We start from the raw sequence: 24,563 nt of genomic DNA on the forward strand, positions 1-24,563 counted from the left end.
AAGAGAGAAATCAGTGGACGAATTGACAGCGCAGGCGTTGACAGCCTTTACGACACGTTATTGCGACGCATGGTACGAAAACAACAACAGCTGGCCCCTCAGCGATGAGCTGTATGGCGTACCTTCTCCGTGCATCATTTCTTCCACAGACGATGCGGTATTCTGGCAACCTCAGCCTTTTGTCGGCGAAAAAAACCTCAATGCGGTTGAACGCGCCTTTGATATCGTGATACAACCAGCCGTTCACGCTTTTTACACCACCCAGTTTGCCGGGGACATGCACGCGCAGTTTGCGGATGAAAAGCTAACACTGCTGCAAACCTGGAGCGAAGACGACTTCAGGCGCGTTCAGGAAAACCTGATTGGTCACCTGGTTACGCAAAAGCGCCTCAAGCTGTCGCCTACGCTTTTTATTGCCACCCAGGACAATGAGCTTGACGTCATTTCGGTGTGCAATCTCTCCGGTGAAGTGTGCAAAGAAACGCTGGGAACCCGTAAACGAACGGTGCTGGCGGACTCACTTGCGGAATTTCTCACTCAGCTTAAGCCAGTTCTGTAATCTAGATTGCCCTGAACCTTGTGAGAGATCTCTTACAAACCCTGTAGGACATTGCCAGGTAATAAGTAAAGACTTAATGAACGGATAAAATAATTATTCCTTATTATTCATAAAGTTAATGTTTTATTGTCAGCTTTTATACGAAAATAATCTTAAGGGAGTGTCTGTAAGCATCTTGTAAGACAAGGCGAAACAGGCGATTCTATATCTGTCGACAAGGAGTCGCACAACGAAGAGAACATCAGGATGATGGCTCTTCGGCAGGACACACCAGGACGGTGTTACAAGGACAGGCTTCAGGATGAAGCGAAGCGGAAAGCGCTGGATGCGTTAAGGGACACCTCCAGGATGGAGAATGAGAGCCGGTCAGGATGTTCGGCGGGTCAGGATGGCCAGGACACTTCAGGATGAAGTTTTCACATCGGGGTGATGTGAGCAGGATGCACGAGTTCAGGATGAACAAGGTCGCAAGACCACAGGAAAAGTTGTCACGGATGAGCAGGGAGCACTAAAAGTAGCTGGAACGCTGCGAAACGAACCGGGAGCACTGTTTTTACAGTGCTCCCTTTTTTTATTTCCCTTCACTAGTGCTATTCTTCGCGCCAGATTTTTCATCATTGAGGTTAATTTCATGACGACTCATGACCGTGTGCGCCAGCAGTTACACGCGCTTGAAGCGCTACTGCGTGAACATAATCACTGGCGGTTGGATGAGCCTGCAGAGCATCTGTTTACCAGCACGCAGCCTTTTTGTATGGATACCATGGAGCCGGTTGAGTGGCTGCAATGGGTATTGATTCCCCGCATGCATACGCTGATTGATAACGCTCAGCCGCTTCCGCAGGCTTTTGCCGTCGCACCGTATTACGAAATGGCGTTGGCAGCCGATCACCCGCAACGCGAAATTCTCCTGACGGTATTGCAGGAATTGGATGCACTGTTTACAAGTGATAACGCCTGATGCTGGAGATTCTGTATCAGGACGAATGGCTGGTCGCAGTTAACAAACCTTCGGGCTGGTTGGTTCACCGCAGTTGGCTCGACCGGGATGAGAAAGTGGTGGTGATGCAAACGGTACGCGACCAGATTGGTCAGCACGTTTTTACCGCCCACCGACTCGACAGACCGACTTCCGGAGTACTGCTGATGGGACTGTCCAGCGAAGCCGGGCGGTTGCTGTCCCAGCAATTTGAACATCATCAAATTCAGAAACGCTATCATGCGATTGTGCGTGGCTGGCTGATGGATGATGCCGTGCTGGATTACCCGCTGGTCGAAGAACTGGATAAGATCGCCGATAAATTTGCCCGTGATGATAAAGGCCCGCAGCCTGCCGTCACCCATTATCGCGGTTTGGCGACGGTTGAGATGCCGGTAGCGACCGGGCGTTATCCGACGACCCGTTACGGATTGGTGGAACTGGATCCTAAAACCGGTCGAAAACACCAGCTCAGACGTCATCTGGCGCACTTACGCCATCCGATTATCGGCGACAGTAAGCACGGTGATTTGCGGCAAAACCGCAGCGCCGCTGAGCACTTTGGCTGTCAGCGTTTGATGCTTCATGCCAGCCAGCTTGCGCTGACTCATCCTTTCACCGGGGAACCGCTGGTTATTCGCGCCGGGCTGGATGATGTCTGGATGCAGGCGCTATCACAGTTTGGCTGGCGTGGACTTCTCCCTGAGAATGAAAGGGTTGAGTTCAGCGGGCTGTCAGGTCAGGATGAGCAGATAGATTCTTAAGTCCCAGGAGATTACGGTTATGGCGGAAATTGGAATTTTTGTCGGCACGATGTACGGAAACGCGTTGCTTGTTGCCGAAGAGGCCGAAGCTATTTTGACGGCGCAGGGTCATAAAGCTACGGTGTTCGAAGATCCCGAGCTCAGCGACTGGCAGGCATATCAGGAAAAATATGTGCTGGTGGTGACCTCAACGACCGGACAGGGCGATCTGCCGGATAGCATCGTGCCGCTGTTTCAGGGGATCAAAGATAATCTCGGTTTCCAGCCAAATCTGCATTACGGGGTAATTGCGCTGGGTGACAGTAGCTATGTTAATTTCTGCAATGGCGGCAAGCAGTTCGATGCACTGTTGCAGGAACAAAGCGCCCACCGTGTTGGGGAAATGCTGCTGATTGACGCCAGCGAGCATCCTGAACCGGAAAGCGAATCCAATCCCTGGGTAGAAAACTGGGGAACCTTGCTTAAATAACCTTGCGCCCGGCAGCGCTTTGTTTGCAAGGGCCTGTTACTCTCTTTTGGATCGTAGGCCGGGTAAGGCGTTGCTACCCGGCAACAAAACGCCCACCAAACGCCAATTTCGTGAAGCATCTTCCATTCCCTTAGGCTTATGCCATAAACAACCTCATTCACCTCCCGCAATGTTGTGTTTTTGCACGGTGAGGGTAAGAGGCACTCCTTCATATACTTTTCCCGTCAGTTCCCGAAAAGGCAGCGAGTCAGAATAAAACGGCCCTGAGCTGTACCAAAACTGCCACACACTAACCTCTCATTCTGATCACCCTACAGGTGCTGTACAGAATGAACTGGCGAAAGCCAAGATTCAGGAGTGCAATAATGAGTTCATTAAGTCAGGCGGCGAGCAGCGCGGAAAAACGCACTAACGCTCGCTACTGGATAGTGGTGATGCTGTTTATCGTCACATCCTTCAACTACGGCGATCGCGCCACCTTATCCATCGCCGGCTCGGAGATGGCCAAAGATATTGGTCTGGATGCGGTAGGGATGGGGTATGTATTCTCCGCTTTTTCATGGGCCTATGTTATCGGTCAGATCCCCGGCGGCTGGTTGCTCGACCGCTTCGGTTCAAAACGTGTTTACTTCTGGTCCATTTTTATCTGGTCCATGTTTACCCTGCTGCAGGGCTTCGTCGATATCTTCAGCGGCTTCGGCATTATCGTTGCGCTGTTTACCCTGCGCTTCCTCGTGGGGTTAGCCGAAGCGCCATCCTTCCCTGGCAACAGTCGTATTGTGGCGGCGTGGTTCCCGGCGCAGGAAAGGGGCACGGCGGTCGCTATTTTTAACTCGGCGCAGTACTTTGCCACCGTGATCTTCGCGCCAATCATGGGCTGGTTGACCCACGAAGTGGGCTGGTCGCATGTGTTCTTCTTTATGGGCGGTCTCGGGATTGTTATCAGCTTTATCTGGCTGAAGGTGATTCATGAACCGAACCAACATCCGGGCGTAAACCAAAAAGAGCTGGACTACATTGCCGAAGGCGGAGCGCTGATCAATATGGATCAGGCGGCAGCCAAAGCCAAAGTGCCGTTCAGCGTGAAGTGGGGGCAGATCAAGCAACTGCTGGGCTCACGGATGATGATCGGTATTTATATCGGCCAATACTGCATAAACGCGCTGACCTACTTCTTTATCACCTGGTTCCCGGTTTATCTGGTACAGGCACGCGGTATGTCGATTTTGAAAGCCGGTTTTGTTGCCTCGGTTCCGGCCATTTGCGGATTCGCAGGCGGCGTACTCGGCGGCATTATTTCCGACTGGCTGATGCGCCGTACCGGTTCGCTGAATATCGCCCGTAAAACGCCAATCGTACTGGGTATGCTGTTGTCGATGGTGATGGTCTTCTGTAACTACGTCAACGTGGAGTGGATGATCATCGGCTTTATGGCGCTGGCCTTCTTCGGCAAAGGTATCGGTGCGTTGGGATGGGCGGTGATGGCCGATACTGCGCCAAAAGAGATCAGCGGTTTGAGCGGCGGTCTGTTCAATATGTTTGGCAACATCTCCGGTATCGTTACGCCAATTGCTATCGGCTACATCGTAGGTACCACTGGCTCGTTTAACGGTGCGTTGATTTACGTCGGGGTGCATGCGCTGATAGCTGTAGTGAGCTATCTGGTGCTGGTGGGTGATATTAAACGTATCGAACTGAAACCTGTCGCAGGGCAATGATGATGACAACACAATCGAGTCCCATTATTACCGATATGAAGGTCATTCCGGTGGCCGGTCATGACAGCATGCTGCTCAATATTGGCGGGGCGCATAACGCATACTTTACCCGCAATATCGTCGTGCTCACCGATAACGCCGGAAATACCGGCGTCGGTGAAGCGCCGGGCGGCGAAGTGATTTATCAGACGCTGGTGGACGCGATTCCACAAGTGTTGGGCCAGGAAGTCGCGCGCCTGAATAAGGTGGTTCAGCAGGTGCATAAAGGCAACCAGGCCGCTGATTTTGACACCTTTGGCAAAGGTGCCTGGACCTTTGAACTGCGGGTTAATGCGGTGGCCGCGCTGGAAGCCGCACTGCTCGACCTGCTGGGCAAGGCGCTGAACGTGCCGGTCTGCGAACTGTTAGGGCCAGGCAAGCAGCGCGATGCAGTCACCGTGCTCGGCTATCTGTTCTACGTGGGAGATCGCAGCAAAACCGATCTGCCGTATCTGGACAGCACGCCGGGTAACCATGAGTGGTATCACCTGCGTCACCAGCAGGCGATGAACAGTGAGGCGGTGGTACGTCTGGCTCAGGCTTCGCAGGATCGCTACGGCTTTAAAGATTTCAAACTCAAAGGCGGTGTGCTGCCTGGCGAGCAGGAAATCGACACCGCTCGCGCGTTGAAACAATGTTTCCCGGATGCGCGTATTACGGTCGATCCTAACGGTGCCTGGCTACTGGATGAAGCTATCTCCTTGTGTAAAGGGCTGAACGATGTTCTGACTTACGCCGAAGATCCGTGCGGCGCAGAACAGGGCTTTTCTGGCCGCGAAGTGATGGCCGAGTTCCGCCGTGCAACCGGTCTGCCGGTAGCAACGAATATGATAGCCACCAACTGGCGTGAGATGGGCCATGCGGTGATGCTCAACTCGGTAGATATTCCACTGGCCGATCCGCACTTCTGGACCCTTTCCGGCGCGGTACGCGTGGCACAGCTATGCGATGACTGGGGACTGACCTGGGGCTGCCACTCTAACAATCATTTTGATATTTCCCTGGCGATGTTCACCCACGTCGGTGCCGCTGCGCCGGGCAACCCAACGGCGATCGACACCCACTGGATCTGGCAGGAGGGCGATTGCCGCCTGACCAAAAATCCGCTGGAGATTAAACACGGAAAAATTGCGGTACCCGACGCGCCCGGCCTGGGCGTGGAACTGGACTGGGATCAGGTACAGAAAGCGCATGAAGCCTATAAGGCGCTGCCCGGCGGCGCGCGTAATGACGCAGGCCCGATGCAGTATCTGATCCCTGGATGGACTTTTGACCGTAAACGTCCCGTTTTCGGCCGCCACTAATTTTGAATAAGGACTTAATTATGAGCGCACAATTTACTACCCCAGTCGTAACCGCGATGCAGGTGATCCCGGTTGCGGGCCATGACAGCATGCTGATGAATCTGAGCGGCGCACATGCCCCGTTCTTCACGCGTAATATTGTGATTATCAAAGATAACTCCGGTCATACCGGCGTGGGTGAGATTCCCGGCGGCGAAAAAATTCGTCAGACCCTGGAAGATGCCATTCCGCTGGTGGTGGGCAAAACGTTAGGTGAATACAAAAACGTACTGAATGCGGTCCGCAATACCTTTGCCGAGCGTGATGCCGGTGGCCGTGGTTTGCAGACCTTCGATTTACGTACCACTATTCATGTGGTTACCGGGATCGAAGCGGCCATGTTGGATCTGCTGGGTCAGCATCTGGGCGTTAACGTCGCATCTCTGCTGGGCGACGGTCAGCAGCGTAGCGAAGTTGAAATGCTGGGTTACCTGTTCTTCGTCGGTAACCGTAACGCGACGCCGCTGCCGTATCAGAGCCAGCCGGATGAGAAATGCGACTGGTATCGCCTGCGTCATGAAGAGGCGATGACCCCGGATGCAGTGGTGCGCCTGGCGGAAGCCGCATATGAGAAATATGGTTTCAACGATTTCAAACTGAAAGGCGGGGTGTTGGCCGGGGAAGAAGAAGCGGAATCTATTGTGGCGCTGGCGAAACGCTTTCCACAGGCACGTGTCACGCTCGATCCCAATGGCGCGTGGTCGCTGAATGAGGCGATTAAAATTGGTAAATACCTGAAAGGATCGCTGGCTTATGCGGAAGATCCGTGCGGCGCCGAGCAGGGGTTCTCAGGCCGTGAAGTCATGGCGGAATTCCGTCGTGCTACCGGTTTGCCGACCGCCACCAACATGATCGCCACCGACTGGCGTCAGATGGGACATACGCTGTCGTTGCAGTCCGTGGATATCCCGCTGGCGGATCCGCACTTCTGGACTATGCAGGGTTCTGTCCGCGTTGCGCAGATGTGTCATGAGTTTGGGCTGACCTGGGGCTCGCACTCTAACAACCACTTTGATATTTCGCTGGCGATGTTTACTCATGTTGCGGCGGCGGCGCCGGGCAAAATTACCGCTATCGATACCCACTGGATCTGGCAGGAAGGCAATCAACGCCTGACCAAAGAGCCGTTTGAAATCAAAGGCGGCATGGTGCAGGTACCGGCGAAGCCGGGTCTGGGCGTGGAGCTGGATATGGATCAGGTTATGAAAGCTCATGAGCTGTATCAGCAACATGGACTGGGAGCGCGCGATGATGCCATGGGAATGCAGTATCTGATCCCGAACTGGACGTTTGATAATAAGCGTCCGTGCATGGTACGCTAAGCGAACTGGGACCGCTCCCACAAAGGGGCGGTTTTTCTCCTGGTGTATGCTTAACACAGTCAACATGCGTAAGGATGCTTTATGAAAATAGTAATCGCACCGGATTCCTATAAGGAAAGTTTGAGTGCGCTTGAAGTGGCAACGGCTATTGAGCTGGGATTTCGTGAGATCTGGCCTGAGGCGAATTACGTGAAGATCCCGGTCGCGGATGGCGGTGAGGGAACGGTCGAAGCGATGGTTGCCGCAACGCAAGGCCACCTTGTGCATGTTGATGTTACCGGCCCTCTGGGTAAAACGATTCAGGCATTTTATGGTTTATCCGGGGATGAGCGTTCGGCGTTTATCGAAATGGCGGCCGCCAGCGGACTGGAGCAGGTTCCCGCAGGTTTACGCGATCCGCTGAAAACGACCTCCTGGGGAACCGGGGAGCTAATCCGTCATGCGCTGGACGCGGGCGTTGAACATATCATTATCGGCATTGGCGGCAGCGCCACCAATGATGGCGGTGCCGGGATGGTGCAAGCGCTGGGAGCAAAATTACTGGATGCGCAAAATAACGATATTGCTCATGGCGGGACTGGCCTTGAATCACTCGCCCGGATTGATATTTCTCAGCTAGACCCGCGTCTTGCCGCGTGCCGTATTGAAGTGGCCTGCGATGTGACTAATCCGTTGACCGGTGAAGAGGGGGCCTCTGCGGTCTTCGGTCCGCAAAAGGGGGCGACGCCGGAGATGATTCTTCGTCTTGATCGGGCGCTCACGCATTATGCGCAACTCATTGCCCGCGATCTGGACGTCAACGTGCTGGAACTGGCGGGTGGTGGCGCGGCTGGTGGTATGGGGGCGGCACTGTATGCGTTTTGCGGTGCGCAGTTACGCTGCGGTATTGAGGTCGTGACGGATGCGTTACACCTCGACGACTGCGTTGCGGATGCGGATTTAGTGGTCACGGGTGAAGGACGTATCGACAGCCAGACCATTCACGGTAAGGTTCCGGTTGGCGTGGCGAAGGTGGCAAAGCGTTACAACAAACCGGTTATCGGCATTGCTGGCAGCCTGACGGCTGATGTCGGTGTTGTACATGAGCATGGGCTGGATGCGGTTTTTAGCGTTATCTATACCGTTTGCACACTGGATGAGGCGCTGAAGAACGCGAGTGAGAACGTGCGAATGACGGCGCGAAACGTGGCCGCGACCCTGAAAGCGGGTCAGCAATTACGTTGAATGATGTGGCATGAAGGCCGGATAAGACGCGTGAGCGTCGTCATCCGGCAATCAGATCTTTACCCTAACAACTTCTTCGCTTCGCGCGCAACGTTATCCATTTCATCCAGAAGCTCTAAAAACTCAGGCTCCAGCTCTTCTTCTTTGCTCCCGTTACGTAATTGCTGCTCAATCAGCTGACACAGGTTTTTCATGCGGGGAACGCCGCTATAACCGCAACTGCCATGCAGTTTATGGATCATATCCACCAGTCCTTCAGGGTTTTCACCTACCAGCTGTTCTTCAATTTTGTTACGCACTTCGGGCAGAAAATCGAGCAGCATTTGCAGCATATCCCGCGCCAGCTCGTTTTTACCGGCGGCTTGCCTTAACGCCAGTTGCCAGTCGAGTGTGGTATTCGGATTGACGACCGGTTCAACAGCGAGCGCCCTCAGCGATGTGCTCGCGCCGGGTTTGTAGCGTAACAGCAGATTATGCAGCTTATCTTCTTCGATAGGCTTCGCCAGGTAATCGTTCATCCCGGCGCTGAGCAGCTTCTCTTTTTGCCCGGCCATGGCATGCGCGGTGACCGCAATGACCGGCGTCTGTTGTTGATGAGGAAGCTGGTGGATCAGTTCGCAGGCGCGAATACCGTCCATGTCTGGCATCTGAATATCCATCAGGATGAGATCAAACTGCATCTGTTTGGCGCGATCCACAGCCTGATGTCCGCTGTCGCAGAGCACGACGTGCTGCACTTTATCTTCCAGCAGAGCACCAATCAGCTTGAGGTTCGCCGGGTTGTCGTCCACCGCCATGACGGTCATCGCAATTTTGCTCTCGTCTAACAGTAGCGGAGCCGCGCTGTGGTTCAGTTGACAATACTCTGTCAACGCTGGCAGTAAGCGGGTTGAGGTTAGAGGTTTCAACAGGCACGCCGCCGCGCCGCCCTGCTTTAATTTCTCAGCGTTGATCTGCGCATGGCAAGGCAGAGCCAGTAACAAAAAGTCGGTCATCGCCGCTGCGCTTGCCAGCCGCTCATGCTGCATGGTGAGCGGTTCGCGTAAAGTGACCGGTATGCCAAGCAGCAGAATATCGTAGTGATCCTTCGGCAGCCCGGAGAATGAAGGGCTGTAAATCACCTCCAGCGGTGTTTCACTCAAGATATCTAACGTGCATTGCGCGGCAGTGGCGTTAGGTTCAACGTAGGCCAGTCGCTTACCAGCCAGACAGTGCGTGGTTGAGCGATCCACGAGAACGTTAGGGTTGAGATCGAGGCTGATATGGAACCAGAACGTGGAGCCCCGGTTCGGCTGGCTGTGGAAGGAGATATCCCCGCCCATTTCATTGACCAGCTTTTGCGTAATGACCAGGCCCAGTCCTGTCCCGCCGTGGCGGCGGGAAATACTGGCATCGGCCTGGCGGAAGGCCTGGAACAGGCGTGACTGATCGCGCTCAGGGATGCCAATTCCGGTATCGCGGATTTGCACTTCAATTTGCACTTTCGTGTTACTGAGGGCGCGTTTCTCGACCAGAATGTCGATATTGCCGCCTTCGGTAAATTTGATGGCATTGCCAACCAGATTAGTGATTACCTGCTGTAAGCGCAGCGGGTCCCCGATGACGTTGTCCGGCACGTCATTCTTAATATTTAGCGTCAGCTCAAGCCCTTTATCATGAGATGAGTGCGCTAACAGCGTGACGACGTCATCCAGCGTGCTACGCAGCGGGAATGGGATGCTTTCCAGAATCAGTTTGCCCGCCTCAAGTTTGGAGAAGTCGAGCACATCATTGATGATGGCCAACAGATTGTTGGCCGAGCGTTCAATCGTATTCAGGTGATCGCGCTGCGTCGTGTTGAGCTCGGTTTTAAGCGTCAGGCGGGTGAAGCCAATCACGCCATTCAGCGGCGTACGCAGCTCATGCGACATGTTAGCCAGAAACTCAGACTTAATACGCGCCGCTTCCTGGGCGCGTTTCTTCGCCAGATCCAGTTCGACGTTCTGGATTTCCATCTGCTCCAACGTTTCGCGCAGGTCAGAGGTGGCCTGGTCGATGTTGTGCTGCATCTCTTCATGGTAGGCCGCAAGTGACATCGCCATCGAGTTGATGCCATTTTTGAGCATATCCAGCTCGCCCAACATGAAACCTTCGACGCGGCTGTCGAGCTGGCCTCTACGTATTCGGTCAACGGTATTCACCATATTGCGAATCGGGCCAGTCACGTCGCGCATCAGACGCCAGCCAAAAATTAACGCAATACCGATACAAAACAGCATCATTACGCTGGAGATAAAGATCTCTTTATACTGCTGCAATCTTACTGACTTAAGGTCCAGTTCAAGCGCCACATACCCCAGCATATTTTCCGTATTTTTGGCGTCGCTGACTGCAGATTCATCCGGCGAATAGCTTTCCGATATAATTGGCGTTCGCAGGATCATAATATCCCCGAGCCGGGTGACGCTCAGCTTTCGGGGAAATGGTGAACCGGTTGCCAGCTGCATTTCAGACGGATCGAGATGAAAATTGGATGTGACAAACAGCCGGTTATTCTCGTCATAGACAGAAATTGCCCGCACGATATCGGAATGGCGACGATGCAGCACGCTGATAAGTTGGCCGATGGATTCTCTGTTTTGCAGATTCATGCCATATTCGCTGGAGACCGCGAGTGGCTCAATGATGCTGGCGCCAGCATCTTCCAGTTGACGCTGCAAGTCGTTATAGCGATGCACAACAAAAAAGATACTGAGCAGCAAACCAATCAGGACGGTCGGGGCCAGGATCAGAATCATCATGCGTGCGCGCAGGCTGTAGTTGGTCATGGAGTTCCGTTATGGGACAATTAGGGTCACACTGTTAAATAGAGATATATCTCGTCGATGGCGCAATTCTACTCTGCAAAACGACGCGTGACGACGCGTCAGATCATAACCGTTACCGTCAATGACCTTGATCCTTTCGGCCAGGGCGTTGCTCGCCATAACGGAAAGGCGTTGTTTATACCGGAATTGCTACCTCAGGAAAGCGCCGAGGTGGTGATTACCGAAGATAAAAAACAGTTCGCCCGCGCGCAAGTAAAACGACGTTTAAACGACAGTCCGCAGCGTGAAGTGCCACGTTGCCCGCATTTTGGCGTGTGCGGCGGCTGCCAGCAGCAGCATGCCAGCATCTCGTTGCAGCAGCGTAGCAAAAGCGCGGCGTTGTCGCGTTTAATGAAATGTGAAGTGTCGGATGTTATAGCTGATACCCCGTGGGGCTATCGTCGTCGCGCCAGGTTGAGCCTGAACTATCGGCCAAAAGAACAAAAATTGCAGATGGGGTTTCGCAAATCCGCATCCAGCGACATTATCGATGTCAAACAATGCCCTATTTTGGTGCCCCAGCTTGAAGCGCTCTTGCCCCACATCCGGGCGTGTCTGGAAAGTCTGCAAGGGTTACGCCATCTTGGTCATGTCGAGCTGGTGCAGGCGGAGAGCGGAACCCTGATGATTTTGCGCCACACGGCGCCATTAAGTGTTCAGGACAAAGAAAAACTGGAATACTTTTCGCATTCTCAGGGGCTGTCTTTGTTTCTGGCCCCGCAAAGCGAGATACTGGAATCAATATCAGAAGAGTCGCCCTGGTATGACTCAAATGGACTACGGTTAACCTTCAGCCCGCGTGATTTTATTCAGGTCAATGAAGGGGTAAACCAACAAATGGTGGCCCGTGCGCTCGAATGGCTTGATGTGCAACCTGAAGATCGCGTACTCGATCTGTTCTGTGGAATGGGTAATTTTACCCTGCCGCTGGCAACCCGGGCTGCAAACGTGGTGGGGGTGGAAGGGGTACCGGCGCTGGTGGAAAAAGGCCGGGAAAACGCGCTGAATAACGGATTACACAATGTGACATTCTTTCATGAAAACCTTGAGGAAGATGTTACCCGGCAGCCGTGGGCGAAAAACGGATTCGACAAAGTATTGCTCGATCCTGCGCGTGCGGGGGCTGCAGGTGTGATGCAACATATTATAAAATTAGAACCTATACGCGTTGTTTATGTATCCTGTAACCCGGCAACGCTGGCTCGTGACAGCGACGCTTTGCTCAACGCGGGATATGTCATACGGCGACTGGCGATGCTCGATATGTTCCCGCACACTGGACACCTGGAATCAATGGTCCTGTTTGAGCGTATGTAATAAATTTTGTACCCATTGGATTTCGGGTGGTAATGCAGCGTGAAAGACGAAAGACAATGGGTATGGCTTGTCGACTTCGACAGGCCAGGCCCCTTAAGGAGAGGACAATGGTTGCGGTAAGAAGTGCACATATAAATAAAGCTGGTGAGTTTGATCCAAAGAAATGGATCGCGAGTCTGGGGATCTCCAGCCAGCAGTCGTGTGAACGCTTAGCCGAAACCTGGGCGTACTGCCAGCAGCAGACACAGGGACATCCGGATGCGGATCTGCTGCTGTGGCGTGGCGTAGAGATGGTAGAAATACTCTCCATGTTGAGCATGGATATCGACACGCTGCGCGCAGCAATGCTGTTCCCTCTGGCAGATGCCAACGTGGTCAGTGAAGACATCCTGCGCGAGAGCGTGGGCAAATCCATTGTTCATCTTATCCACGGCGTGCGGGATATGGCGGCAATACGCCAGCTTAAGGCCACTCATACCGATTCAGTCTCATCCGAACAGGTCGATAACGTTCGCCGCATGCTGCTGGCTATGGTGGATGATTTCCGCTGTGTGGTCATCAAGCTGGCCGAACGAATTGCACATCTGCGTGAAGTGAAGGACGCTCCAGAAGATGAACGCGTTCTGGCGGCAAAAGAGTGCACCAATATCTATGCGCCGCTGGCCAACCGTTTGGGCATTGGGCAATTAAAATGGGAACTGGAAGATTACTGCTTCCGTTACCTGCACCCGGCTGAATACAAACGTATTGCCAAGCTGCTGCACGAACGTCGCATCGATCGCGAGCATTACATTGATGAGTTCGTCGGTCATTTGCGCTCAGAGATGAAAACGGAAGGCGTCAAAGCCGAAGTGTACGGACGTCCGAAACACATCTACAGCATCTGGCGCAAAATGCAGAAAAAGCAGCTGGCCTTCGATGAACTTTTCGACGTGCGCGCGGTGCGTATCGTGGCGGAGCGTTTACAGGACTGCTATGCCGCGCTCGGGATAGTGCATACTCACTATCGCCATCTGCCGGATGAGTTCGATGACTATGTCGCTAACCCGAAACCCAACGGCTATCAGTCAATTCATACGGTTGTGCTGGGACCGGGCGGCAAAACCATTGAAATTCAGATCCGTACGAAACAGATGCACGAAGATGCCGAACTGGGCGTTGCGGCACACTGGAAGTACAAAGAGGGCACCGCTTCAGGCGTAGCGCGTTCTGGTCATGAAGATCGTATTGCATGGCTGCGTAAGCTGATCGCCTGGCAGGAAGAGATGGCGGACTCTGGCGAAATGCTGGATGAAGTCCGTAGCCAGGTCTTTGATGACCGAGTGTACGTCTTTACGCCAAAAGGCGACGTTGTGGACTTACCTGCGGGCTCCACACCGCTCGATTTTGCTTATCATATTCACAGTGATGTGGGGCATCGTTGCATTGGCGCGAAAATTGGCGGGCGCATCGTACCGTTTACCTACCAGCTGCAGATGGGCGATCAAATTGAAATTATCACCCAGAAACAGCCTAACCCAAGCCGCGACTGGCTGAACCCTAACCTCGGTTACGTAACCACCAGTCGGGGGCGTTCGAAGATCCACGCCTGGTTCCGTAAACAGGACCGCGACAAAAACATCCTTGCTGGCCGCCAGATCCTCGACGATGAGCTGGCGCATTTAGGCATTAGCCTGAAAGAAGCGGAAAAGCACCTGCTGCCGCGCTACAGCTTCAATGAGCTGGATGAGCTGCTGGCGGCGATTGGTGGGGGGGACATTCGCCTCAACCAGATGGTGAACTTCCTGCAGGCGCAGTTTAATAAGCCAAGCGCAGCCGAACAGGATGCCGCCGCGCTGAAACAGCTTCAGCAGAAAACGCAGGCGCCGCAGAGTCGCCGTAAAGACGACGGTCGCGTGGTGGTGGAAGGGGTGGGTAACCTGATGCACCACATCGCGCGCTGCTGCCAGCCGATTCCAGGCGATGAAATTGTCGGGTTTATCACTCAGGGCCGCGGTATTTCCGTGCACCGGGCGGATTGCGAACAGTTGACCGAGCTGCGCTCCCATGCGCCGGAACGTATTGTTGATGCGGTTTGGGGCGAAAGCTACTCGGCAGGATATTCGCTGGTGGTTCGCGTCCAGGCTAACGATCGCAGCGGCTTATTACGTGATATCACCACGATTCTTGCCAACGAGAAGGTGAACGTGCTGGGGGTTGCCAGCCGGAGTGATACCAAACAGCAACTGGCTACCATCGATATGACCATCGAAATCTATAACCTTCAGGTGCTCGGGCGCGTGCTTGGCAAGCTGAACCAGGTGCCGGATGTGATCGACGCACGTCGTCTGCACGGTAATTAATTATTTTATAGGCCAGATAAGTTTGCATGCCTGGTGAGGCGCGTTAGCGTTGCCATCAGGCATTGCCATGTTGCCGGATATCGGCTGTCGTCTTATCGGGCTTCGCGTATTGAAATTTCAGGATATTCCAATGAACCAAATCGACCGACTGCTCGGTATTATGCAGCGCCTGCGCGACCCGGAAAACGGTTGTCCCTGGGATAAAGAGCAGACATTCGCCACTATTGCCCCTTACACCCTCGAAGAAACCTATGAAGTGCTGGACGCAATTGCGCGGGAAGACTTCGACGACCTGCGTGGAGAGCTGGGTGACTTGCTGTTCCAGGTGGTGTTTTACGCCCAGATGGCGCAGGAAGAAGGACGTTTCGATTTCAATGATATTTGCGCCGCCATCAGCGATAAGCTTGAGCGTCGCCACCCACATGTTTTTGCTGATGTTTCTGCCAGTAACAGCACTGAGGTGTTGACCCGCTGGGAGCAAATCAAAAGCGAAGAACGCGCTCAGAAGGCGCAGCATTCCGCACTCGACGATATTCCCCGTAGTTTACCGGCGTTAATGCGCGCCCAAAAAATCCAGAAACGCTGCTCTAATGTTGGCTTCGACTGGAAAACATTAGGACCGGTTGTCGACAAGGTTTACGAAGAGATCGATGAAGTCATGTTTGAGGCGAGGCAGGCTGTTGTCGACCAGGCTAAACTGGAGGAGGAAATGGGCGACATGCTGTTTGCGACGGTCAATATGGCTCGGCATTTAGGTACTAAAGCAGAGACCGCATTGCAAAAAGCGAACGAGAAATTTGAGCGCCGTTTTCGTGAGGTTGAGCGAATTGTAGCGGCTCGGGGTCTGGAAATGACTGGTGTTGATCTGGAAACTATGGAAGAAGTCTGGCAACAGGTAAAACGGCAGGAAATTGATCTCTAAGGGATTTCGTCGGTCAAGGGCGATTTGTGTGATTTTTTAAATAACAAGCGCTTGATTTACGTCAAAAACATTTACCCCAAAGGGGCTATTTTCTCACTCCCGATGTTTATGTGAGCCTGGTGAAGAGGAGGAATAATGAAAGTTTGTGGCGCTCGTCATGTTCGGGTATACTACTTTCCCGTCTTGGTAATTCCATCGTTTCACCCTAACTTCTCAGGTCCAGCATGACAACGAACTATATTTTTGTGACCGGCGGGGTCGTATCCTCTCTGGGTAAAGGCATTGCCGCAGCCTCCCTGGCAGCCATTCTTGAGGCTCGTGGCCTCAACGTGACCATGATGAAACTGGATCCGTATATCAACGTCGATCCAGGTACTATGAGTCCAATCCAACACGGGGAAGTGTTCGTTACTGAAGACGGCGCTGAAACCGACCTGGACCTGGGTCACTATGAGCGTTTCATTCGTACCAAAATGACTCGCCGCAATAACTTCACTACCGGTCGAATTTACTCCGATGTCCTGCGCAAAGAGCGCCGTGGCGACTATCTGGGTGCAACCGTACAGGTTATCCCGCACATCACCAACGCGATTAAAGAGCGTGTCCTTGCCGGTGGCGAAGGTCATGACGTCGTTCTGGTTGAAATCGGCGGTACGGTCGGTGATATCGAATCCCTGCCATTCCTGGAAGCGATTCGCCAATTAGCGGTAGATATCGGTCGTGAACACGCGCTGTTCATGCACCTGACTCTGGTTCCTTACCTGGCCGCTGCCGGTGAAGTCAAAACTAAACCGACTCAGCACTCGGTAAAAGAGTTGCTGTCTATCGGTATCCAGCCTGACATTCTGATCTGTCGTTCCGATCGCGCGGTTCCGGCCAACGAACGTGCAAAAATTGCATTGTTCTGTAACGTGCCAGAAAAAGCCGTTATTTCAATGAAAGATGTCGATTCCATCTATAAAATTCCAGGCCTGTTGAAATCCCAGGGCCTTGACGATTATATTTGTAAACGATTCAGCTTGAACTGTCCGGAAGCTAATCTGTCAGAATGGGAACAGGTTATCTACGAAGAAGCGAATCCGGCAGGCGAAGTGACTATCGGTATGGTCGGCAAGTATATTGAACTGCCGGATGCCTATAAGTCAGTTATCGAAGCATTGAAGCACGGTGGTCTGAAGAATCGTGTCACCGTCAACATTAAGCTGATCGATTCGCAAGATGTCGAAACGCGCGGCGTTGAGATCCTGAAAGGTCTTGATGCAATCCTGATCCCTGGCGGCTTCGGCTACCGTGGTGTTGAAGGTAAGATCGCGACAGCGCGCTTTGCGCGTGAAAACAATGTTCCTTATCTGGGTATTTGCCTGGGTATGCAGGTTGCGTTGATTGAGTTTGCACGTAACGTAGTGGGTATGGATAACGCCAACTCCACGGAATTTGTGCCAGACTGTAAGTACCCGGTGGTGGCCCTGATTACCGAATGGCGCGATGAAGACGGCAACGTTGAAGTCCGTACCGAGAAGAGCGATCTGGGCGGCACAATGCGCCTTGGCGCCCAGCAGTGTCAGTTGAGCGACGATAGCCTGGTTCGTCAGCTGTACGGCGCGCCGACAATTGTTGAACGCCATCGCCACCGTTACGAAGTCAACAATATGCTGTTGAAACAGATTGAAGCTGCGGGTCTGCGTATTGCAGGCCGTTCCGGTGATGATCAGTTGGTCGAGATCATTGAGGTACCGAATCATCCGTGGTTCGTGGCCTGTCAGTTCCACCCGGAATTTACTTCCACGCCACGTGATGGGCACCCGCTGTTTGCCGGCTTTGTGAAAGCCGCCAGTGAACATCAGAAGCGTCAGGCGAAGTAAGAAGTAAAAAAGTTAGAACGGCAATGCACCCATCCGGGTGCATTGTTTGTCTGGAGTTTTAGTTTAACTTGTACTGAGGAAAATCTAATGTCCAAAATCGTTAAAATCATCGGTCGTGAAATCATCGACTCCCGTGGTAACCCGACTGTTGAAGCCGAAGTACACCTGGAAGGTGGTTTCGTTGGTATGGCAGCAGCTCCGTCAGGTGCTTCTACTGGTTCCCGCGAAGCACTGGAACTGCGCGACGGCGACAAATCCCGTTTCATGGGTAAAGGCGTACTGAAAGCTGTTGCAGCTGTTAACGGCCCAATTGCTCAGGCTCTGCTGGGTAAAGATGCTAAAGATCAGGCTGGCATCGACAAGATCATGATCGATCTGGACGGTACTGAAAACAAATCCAACTTCGGTGCAAACGCCATCCTGGCTGTGTCCCTGGCGAACGCCAAAGCAGCAGCTGCTGCTAAAGGCCTGCCGCTGTATGCACACATCGCTGAACTGAACGGTACTCCGGGCAAATACTCCATGCCGGTTCCGATGATGAACATCATCAACGGTGGTGAGCACGCTGACAACAACGTTGACATCCAGGAGTTCATGATTCAGCCGGTTGGCGCTAAAACCCTGAAAGAAGCCGTACGTATGGGTTCTGAAGTGTTCCACAACCTGGCTAAAGTTCTGAAAGCTAAAGGTATGAACACTGCAGTGGGTGACGAAGGCGGCTACGCGCCGAACCTGGGTTCCAACGCTGAAGCTCTGGCTGTAATCGCTGAAGCGGTTAAAGCAGCTGGCTACGAGCTGGGCAAAGACATCACCCTGGCGATGGACTGTGCAGCTTCTGAATTCTACAAAGACGGTAAATATGTTCTGGCTGGCGAAGGCAACAAAGCATTCACCTCCGAAGAATTCACTCACTTCCTGGAAGAACTGACCAAACAGTACCCGATCGTGTCCATCGAAGATGGTCTGGACGAGTCTGACTGGGACGGTTTCGCATACCAGACTAAAGTTCTGGGCGACAAAATCCAGCTGGTTGGTGACGATCTGTTCGTAACCAACACCAAGATCCTGAAAGAAGGCATCGAAAAAGGCATCGTTAACTCCATCCTGATCAAATTCAACCAGATCGGTTCTCTGACCGAAACTCTGGCTGCGATCAAAATGGCGAAAGACGCTGGCTACACCGCTGTCATCTCTCACCGTTCTGGCGAAACTGAAGACGCTACCATCGCTGACCTGGCTGTTGGTACCGCTGCAGGCCAGATCAAAACCGGTTCTATGAGCCGTTCTGACCGCGTTGCTAAGTACAACCAGCTGATTCGTATCGAAGAAGCTCTGGGTGAACAAGCGCCGTACAACGGTCGTAAAGAGATCAAAGGTCAGGCGTAATCCTGTTCTTTAACTCTTAACGTAAAAACCCGCTGCGGCGGGTTTTTTTATGCGTTCAGCGGAACTTGAAGCAGATAAATCTGCTGGCTGTTTTTATCGGCAAGTTTCTGAAGGAAGCAAAATAGCGCATGATTCGTTCGCAGATTAAACTTTTTGCGGATGATGTATTTATGCACATAGAGCGTTTTCTCTGAGATTGACATGTTGCTGGCAATCTCAGATGTCGTTATCCCCTGATAGATAAAGGACATAATACGCCTTTGCTGCCTGGTCAGGACTTTATGTGGACAATGAAAACATAATGTTTTCCCCGGCTGTATTTGCTTTTTTCTTGATTCCCGCCAGGCGGTTAATACTTTCTCTTTGACTGTCGACAGTGAGTCCTGTCGGTGAATAAAAATGATCCGGGCAATGCAAAAGGGCAGATCGGAAGGGGAGTCAATCACCTCATCGGTTAAGCCAATAATAATGCCTGTTGTCCTGTTTTGCAGTTCAGGAAAACACATGAGATGCTCTCCTGGAGCCAGAGAAATAACGACGATATCTGCCTTATCAAAGTTTTGTTGGGAGTAAGATGTTAAAAAAATAATGTTATTGGCGGTTATTCCAAAGAATATCTCTATAAAAAAATGTTTCAATCCATCGCAATAAAATTCGTAAGGGTCCTGTATAAGTATTTTCATATTTAATATACCAGAAGCCAGCAGAGGCATTTATTAATAATAAGGGTATTTTTTATTAATTAAAATTAATTTGTACCAAAGAGTTAAACGTATTGGGAAGGGGGCAGATACCAGCCAGTAAAAAGGTCGCTGGACACAGGGGACAAAGTACCAGGATAGAATAATTCATTTGTTGCACCATGATAAATATCCTTTACACAGAAATAGTTCGGTTTACTGATGAGTCATTGTGAATTGCAAAAGGGTCACTTAATTGTAGGTAAAGTTGGCCTGAACGATACCAGAGATCGTCCCCGGCATCACATTACCTTTGGAATAGGTCCGGGCACGTAAATTGTATGTAACGGTACGATCGGCGAGGACTGATTGAGTAATATTTGTATTATTTCCTTTCAGGTAACCGGTGCTGACCTGGATCAGTTCTATCGCAACGTTCGCCGTTCCGGTATTTTTATAGCGTACCGGAAAGTCGGGATCTTCCGTTCCGGTAAACGTCACGACTACGCTGGTGGTTCCCACCGGGCAACTGGCAAGGTTAATGGTAAAATTAACCGGGGTAGAGGTTGTACCTGCCACTGCAATATCTGCAGCCGGGATGTCTCCTAAATTAACATTGATATTGCTGCCACTGGCTACGACACACGGGGACGCAATAACTTTCCCGGTAATATTAATATTGGTGGGTTCGGCCCCGGCAATACTGATTGTCGTCCCCAGATACAGTCCTGCCAGCGCCAGATGAATGTACTTTTTATGAATATTCATTTTAATTCTCTCCTTGTATAACTCTGATGGCGAAGTTGCTTACTGATAAGTAATATTGAGCGTCGCAGTGGCGTTAGCGCTGCCTGCGGTCACGTTGTTTTTCGTCTGAAAATAGCGTGCGGTAAAGGCTCCCGGAGGAAATTCCTGAACGCCTGTTGAGGTTTTCAGCACGATGTTGTTATTCAGCTTCAGGGGCGTATTGCCATACAGCAGTTGGATCCCGATTCCGCTCGCAACTCCTGACATTCCTGCTCCCGATAACGCCAGGATACTGTCATTGGCGGTCTCTGCACTTTGCGTCCCACTTAACGATGCGTTAATGCGGGCGCCCGCATCACAGTTCAGGTCTATTGTGAAAGTCCGATCGCCTTTGGTGGTTCCTGCTCCGGTAAAACTATCCGCTAATACCGGATCCAGGGGGACAGCGATACTCGAGTTATTTATGGTGCAGGCCTGGACCGTTACCACCACTGACCCCGCACCTGACCAGATGGGATTTAAATCCCACTGCCCGCTTTGATTATTTAACGAATAGCTTGAGGTTACAGACGGTATTGTCGTTATTGCTCCTGAGGCGACATTGGGCTTTGTTTTCACAAATTGCAGTGATGCTCCCATGGATAAACCCTGCGTGTCCTTGTTAAGTATATGGCAGGTGTAAGTCCGGGTTGAGTTTGAAATATGATCGTCAAACTGCACCGGGCAAAAGGACAGTGAGCCTGAATTCAGGGCGAAATTATAACGAACGCCAATTCCGTCGATATTCGTGGGATAGACATCGGTATAACCTGCAACGGGTGCTGAATTAACCTGTAAACGCAAGTACACATCTCTGTCGGCGTCAGGATCCCCGGTGCAACCTAGCCCCCATACTTCGCTGCTAATAGATCCAAACTTATGGCTGAAAACATTCATGGTGGCGTCATCACGTTGATAATTTAGCGCTCCTGAGAACGTATAATATCCGCCGGAATTAACACAGCTGGCCGCTTCAACAGGGGCAGTAAACGCACTGGTTAACCCAAATACCAAAGTGAATATATAATTCTTCTTTTTCTGTAACATAACGCGGTGATGCTGCCAACTTACTGATTTAGTGTATGATGGTGTTTTTGAGGTGCTCCAGTGGCTTCTGTTTCTATCAGCTGTCCCTCCTGTTCAGCTACTGACGGGGTGGTGCGTAACGGCAAAAGCACTGCCGGACATCAGCGCTATCTCTGCTCTCACTGCCGTAAAACATGGCAACTGCAGTTCACTTACACCGCTTCTCAACCCGGTACGCACCAGAAAATCATTGATATGGCCATGAATGGCGTTGGATGCCGGGCAACCGCCCGCATTATGGGCGTTGGCCTCAACACGATTTTCCGCCATTTAAAAAACTCAGGCCGCAGTCGGTAACCTCGCGCATACAGCCGGGCAGTGACGTCATCGTCTGCGCGGAAATGGACGAACAGTGGGGATACGTCGGGGCTAAATCGCGCCAGCGCTGGCTGTTTTACGCGTATGACAGGCTCCGGAAGACGGTTGTTGCGCACGTATTCGGTGAACGCACTATGGCGACGCTGGGGCGTCTTATGAGCCTGCTGTCACCCTTTGACGTGGTGATATGGATGACGGATGGCTGGCCGCTGTATGAATCCCGCCTGAAGGGAAAGCTGCACGTAATCAGCAAGCGATATACGCAGCGAATTGAGCGGCATAACCTGAATCTGAGGCAGCACCTGGCACGGCTGGGACGGAAGTCGCTGTCGTTCTCAAAATCGGTGGAGCTGCATGACAAAGTCATCGGGCATTATCTGAACATAAAACACTATCAATAAGTTGGAGTCATTACCACATAACGCATACTCTCACCGCTATTTCAGGTGACTATTCTCAGTAACCCATTTAGAGCAGGGTAGTTTTGTTTATCGGTAAGTAAAATTCATTTGTACCAGGGAATTAAACGTACCGGGGAGGGTAGTGTCAGAGACGATCACCCGACCAGCCAGTAAAAAGGTTGCCTTGCGCTGAGCGTCAACGGGGACGCTCATGCTGCTGCCGTTTCCCTGCACCTGCGCCTTGTTCGTGTCCCGGGCCATTTGCACGGCGGCGTTGGCGGCGGTCCCCGTATTGGCATACAACGTGGGATCTTCTGCTGCCGGTTGTCCGTTGAACGTCACGTCCACCGATGTCGTTCCTGCCGGGCATTTGAAAAGCCTTACCTCAAACGATTTCCACGCGGAAGCATTTCCGTCGGCGCGCATTTCATTTAAGCGGAGCTGGCCGAAATTAACGCTCTGGTTTTGCGAGGCGATATCGACTACGCAGGGAGAAGCCACAACATGACCACCGATATTGATCTCCGCAGCATATGCAGGGCACGCCAGACAAAGCGCCGGGAGAACATATTTCATTTGTTGCTGCATGATAAACACCCGTTGAGCAGAGAAGTCAGGTTTACTGATAGGTGAAGGTGACTTGTGAAACAGTCACTATCGTGCCGGGCATAACGTCTGCCGCTGCGGCAATGGCACGCGCGCCTATCGGGAAGGAGACTGTGCGGTCGGTTGCAACATTACGCTTTAATGTGGTTCCCGGACCTAAAAACTTACCGTTACCGGAACCCAGACTCTCTTTAAGCTGTACGTTAACATTGGTTGCCGTCCCGGTATTGGCATACTCCCCGGGGCTGTTCGCTGCTGGCGTTCCGGAAAAGGCCGCCGTTACCGATGTTGTGCCGAAAGGACAATCTTTTAAGATTAAATAAAAGATTTTGAATGTTGTGACGTTACCAGGCTGTGCCAGGGCGGTGGCCTGAATATCATCACCCAAATTAACATTGAGCTGTGATTTGGTGGTGTCAACGGTACAAGGTGAGGCGACGACTTTGCCGGTAATATTAATATTGACCGGATTGGCCCCGGCAATATTGATTGTTGCCGCTAAATACAGCCCCGCCAGCGCCAGATGAATGAATCTTTTATGAATATTCATTTTATTCCTCTCCTTGTATAACTCTGATGGCGGAGCCGTCTACTGATAAGTAATATTGAGCGTCGCTGTGGCGTTAGCGCTGCCCGCGGTCACGTTGTCTTTCGTCTGAAAATAGCGTGCGGTAAAGGCTCCCGGAGGGAATTCCTGACCGCCTGCTGAGGTTTTCAGCACGATGTTGTTATTCAGCTTCAGGGGCGTATTGTCATACAGCAATTGGATCCCGATTCCTCTCGCAACCCCTGAGGTTCCGGCCCCTGATAACGCCAGGATACTGTTATTGGAGGTCTCTGCACTTTGCGTCCCACTTAACGATGCGTTAATCCGGGTGCCCGCATCACAGTTAAGATTGATGGTAAAGGCAGTATCGCCTTTAGTTGTACCTCTTCCTGTAAACGCACTGCCTAAAGCATCAGGCAACGGTACGGTAATCGTTGAACTGTTTAGCGAACAGGCTAACTGAATAACCTGACCTGCGACGATACTTCCCCTGACAACCTCAAGGTTGTCATAGGTTTTTTGAAAATACAGTCCGCTATCAATATTTTTTGATGTTATCGGTCCGGTCTTATATAGCTCCACCGTTACGCCCTGACCCAGCCCGGAGCCATCGACAGGGATTGCACCCTGTCCCATTGTTCCTGTCCTGGGTGGGTTATCAAATGTATCTTGCGTGAACGCCGTATAATAGACCTTTATCCCGACGCCGGGGATGCCCGTATTATAGATATGGGGAAAACCGCTAATTGCATCGCGAAACATGGATACTGAAATTAATTCTCCCCCCTGACAACCGAGCCATGAGCCAGTAAAGGGCGGAAATAATTTTATCGTACCGATCTTCTGACCCACAGGAATATCACGTTGCGCATAGATTGTACCAATATCTATATTATCCCAGGCCATAACCCCCTTTTGTTGTTCGATACTGCAGGTGGCAAGCGCAGGAAATGAGCTGCATATCAGAAAAGCAGCGCTCCAGATAATTTTCTGAAATTTTATTTTGCTCATTGGTATACCTCAATACGCAACAGGTATCAGATAAAA

General features: G+C 52.0%; 21 protein-coding genes. 14 read left to right on the forward strand and 7 right to left on the reverse strand.

Translation table 11 applies throughout. The features are described from left to right. The first annotated feature begins 13 nt into the window (after window positions 1-13). From syd to HV334_RS04965, 8 genes are all read left to right on the forward strand, one after another. Window positions 14-559 carry a SecY-interacting protein gene (syd, locus tag HV334_RS04930; protein WP_181221237.1) on the forward strand — a complete coding sequence of 182 codons (546 nt, stop codon included), beginning with the start codon at window positions 14-16 and terminating at the stop codon, window positions 557-559. A 631-nt stretch (window positions 560-1,190) separates the two neighbouring features. Continuing rightward, on the forward strand, window positions 1,191-1,520 hold the full coding sequence (locus HV334_RS04935) for a YqcC family protein (RefSeq protein ID WP_181221238.1): 330 nt from the start codon (window positions 1,191-1,193) through the stop codon (window positions 1,518-1,520). Then, window positions 1,520-2,302, forward strand: a complete 783-nt coding sequence (gene truC, locus HV334_RS04940) for a tRNA pseudouridine(65) synthase TruC (RefSeq protein WP_003825671.1) — start codon at window positions 1,520-1,522, stop codon at window positions 2,300-2,302. The genes HV334_RS04935 and truC overlap by 1 nt, the downstream gene beginning before the upstream one ends. Window positions 2,303-2,321: 19 nt before the next feature. Beyond that, window positions 2,322-2,771: a flavodoxin gene (locus tag HV334_RS04945; RefSeq protein WP_047499385.1), complete on the forward strand. Its 450-nt coding sequence runs from the start codon at window positions 2,322-2,324 to the stop codon at window positions 2,769-2,771. Between the two features lie 365 nt (window positions 2,772-3,136). Further along, entirely contained in the window at window positions 3,137-4,489 is a 1,353-nt protein-coding gene (gene gudP, locus HV334_RS04950) for a galactarate/glucarate/glycerate transporter GudP (protein ID WP_016154241.1), read from the forward strand. Between the two features lie 2 nt (window positions 4,490-4,491). Next, window positions 4,492-5,832, forward strand: coding sequence for an enolase C-terminal domain-like protein (locus tag HV334_RS04955; RefSeq protein ID WP_029139643.1), 1,341 nt, complete (start codon window positions 4,492-4,494; stop codon window positions 5,830-5,832). Window positions 5,833-5,852: 20 nt separating this feature from the next. After that, window positions 5,853-7,193 carry a glucarate dehydratase gene (gudD, locus tag HV334_RS04960; protein ID WP_103284169.1) on the forward strand — a complete coding sequence of 447 codons (1,341 nt, stop codon included), beginning with the start codon at window positions 5,853-5,855 and terminating at the stop codon, window positions 7,191-7,193. Window positions 7,194-7,274: 81 nt separating this feature from the next. Further along, on the forward strand, window positions 7,275-8,417 hold the full coding sequence (locus tag HV334_RS04965; protein ID WP_016154238.1) for a glycerate kinase: 1,143 nt from the start codon (window positions 7,275-7,277) through the stop codon (window positions 8,415-8,417). Window positions 8,418-8,476: 59 nt separating this feature from the next. On the opposite strand, the gene barA is transcribed toward HV334_RS04965, so the two are convergent. After that, entirely contained in the window at window positions 8,477-11,224 is a 2,748-nt protein-coding gene (gene barA, locus HV334_RS04970) for a two-component sensor histidine kinase BarA (RefSeq protein WP_181221239.1), read from the reverse strand. A gap of 57 nt (window positions 11,225-11,281) precedes the next feature. On the opposite strand from barA, the gene rlmD reads away from it, so the two are divergent. The 5 genes from rlmD to eno all read left to right on the forward strand — a co-directional run bounded on the left by rlmD (window position 11,282) and on the right by eno (window position 19,092). Then, on the forward strand, window positions 11,282-12,580 hold the full coding sequence (gene rlmD, locus HV334_RS04975) for a 23S rRNA (uracil(1939)-C(5))-methyltransferase RlmD (RefSeq protein ID WP_181221240.1): 1,299 nt from the start codon (window positions 11,282-11,284) through the stop codon (window positions 12,578-12,580). Window positions 12,581-12,687: 107 nt separating this feature from the next. Next, window positions 12,688-14,922 carry a GTP diphosphokinase gene (gene relA, locus HV334_RS04980; protein WP_016154235.1) on the forward strand — a complete coding sequence of 745 codons (2,235 nt, stop codon included), beginning with the start codon at window positions 12,688-12,690 and terminating at the stop codon, window positions 14,920-14,922. Window positions 14,923-15,052: 130 nt separating this feature from the next. Further along, a complete protein-coding gene (gene mazG, locus HV334_RS04985) occupies window positions 15,053-15,844 on the forward strand; it encodes a nucleoside triphosphate pyrophosphohydrolase (RefSeq protein WP_181221241.1) in 792 nt (263 codons plus the stop codon). Window positions 15,845-16,068: 224 nt separating this feature from the next. Beyond that, window positions 16,069-17,706, forward strand: coding sequence for a CTP synthase (glutamine hydrolyzing) (gene pyrG / locus HV334_RS04990; protein WP_016154233.1), 1,638 nt, complete (start codon window positions 16,069-16,071; stop codon window positions 17,704-17,706). Between the two features lie 87 nt (window positions 17,707-17,793). Continuing rightward, a complete protein-coding gene (gene eno, locus HV334_RS04995) occupies window positions 17,794-19,092 on the forward strand; it encodes a phosphopyruvate hydratase (RefSeq protein ID WP_003034129.1) in 1,299 nt (432 codons plus the stop codon). 47 nt (window positions 19,093-19,139) lie between these two features. On the opposite strand, the gene HV334_RS05000 is transcribed toward eno, so the two are convergent. From HV334_RS05000 to HV334_RS05010, 3 genes are all read right to left on the reverse strand, one after another. Further along, complete coding sequence (locus tag HV334_RS05000; protein ID WP_047499393.1) at window positions 19,140-19,775, reverse strand: LuxR family transcriptional regulator; 636 nt, start codon at window positions 19,773-19,775, stop codon at window positions 19,140-19,142. A 249-nt stretch (window positions 19,776-20,024) separates the two neighbouring features. Then, window positions 20,025-20,540 carry a fimbrial protein gene (locus HV334_RS05005; protein ID WP_153690061.1) on the reverse strand — a complete coding sequence of 172 codons (516 nt, stop codon included), beginning with the start codon at window positions 20,538-20,540 and terminating at the stop codon, window positions 20,025-20,027. A gap of 39 nt (window positions 20,541-20,579) precedes the next feature. Further along, complete coding sequence (locus HV334_RS05010) at window positions 20,580-21,605, reverse strand: fimbrial protein (RefSeq protein WP_181221242.1); 1,026 nt, start codon at window positions 21,603-21,605, stop codon at window positions 20,580-20,582. A 60-nt stretch (window positions 21,606-21,665) separates the two neighbouring features. Between HV334_RS05010 and HV334_RS05015 the strand changes: the two genes are divergently transcribed. After that, a protein-coding gene (locus HV334_RS05015) for an IS1-like element IS1B family transposase (protein ID WP_095033700.1) occupies window positions 21,666-22,363 on the forward strand; the annotation gives its coding sequence in 2 pieces (ribosomal slippage) (window positions 21,666-21,915 and window positions 21,915-22,363; 699 coding nt in all). An 87-nt stretch (window positions 22,364-22,450) separates the two neighbouring features. Here HV334_RS05015 and HV334_RS05020 read toward each other — a convergent pair. Genes HV334_RS05020 through HV334_RS05030 form a run of 3 tightly spaced genes read right to left on the reverse strand, consistent with a single transcriptional unit; the run spans window position 22,451 to window position 24,527 of the window. Continuing rightward, window positions 22,451-22,951, reverse strand: a complete 501-nt coding sequence (locus tag HV334_RS05020) for a fimbrial protein (RefSeq protein WP_052138005.1) — start codon at window positions 22,949-22,951, stop codon at window positions 22,451-22,453. Between the two features lie 31 nt (window positions 22,952-22,982). Further along, complete coding sequence (locus HV334_RS05025) at window positions 22,983-23,519, reverse strand: fimbrial protein (RefSeq protein WP_047499395.1); 537 nt, start codon at window positions 23,517-23,519, stop codon at window positions 22,983-22,985. A gap of 39 nt (window positions 23,520-23,558) precedes the next feature. Continuing rightward, window positions 23,559-24,527 carry a fimbrial protein gene (locus HV334_RS05030; protein WP_181221243.1) on the reverse strand — a complete coding sequence of 323 codons (969 nt, stop codon included), beginning with the start codon at window positions 24,525-24,527 and terminating at the stop codon, window positions 23,559-23,561. Window positions 24,528-24,563 lie beyond the last annotated feature (36 nt).

The sequence above is a fragment of the Citrobacter sp. RHBSTW-00944 genome, assembly GCF_013615435.1.
Lineage (GTDB): Bacteria > Pseudomonadota > Gammaproteobacteria > Enterobacterales > Enterobacteriaceae > Citrobacter > Citrobacter braakii.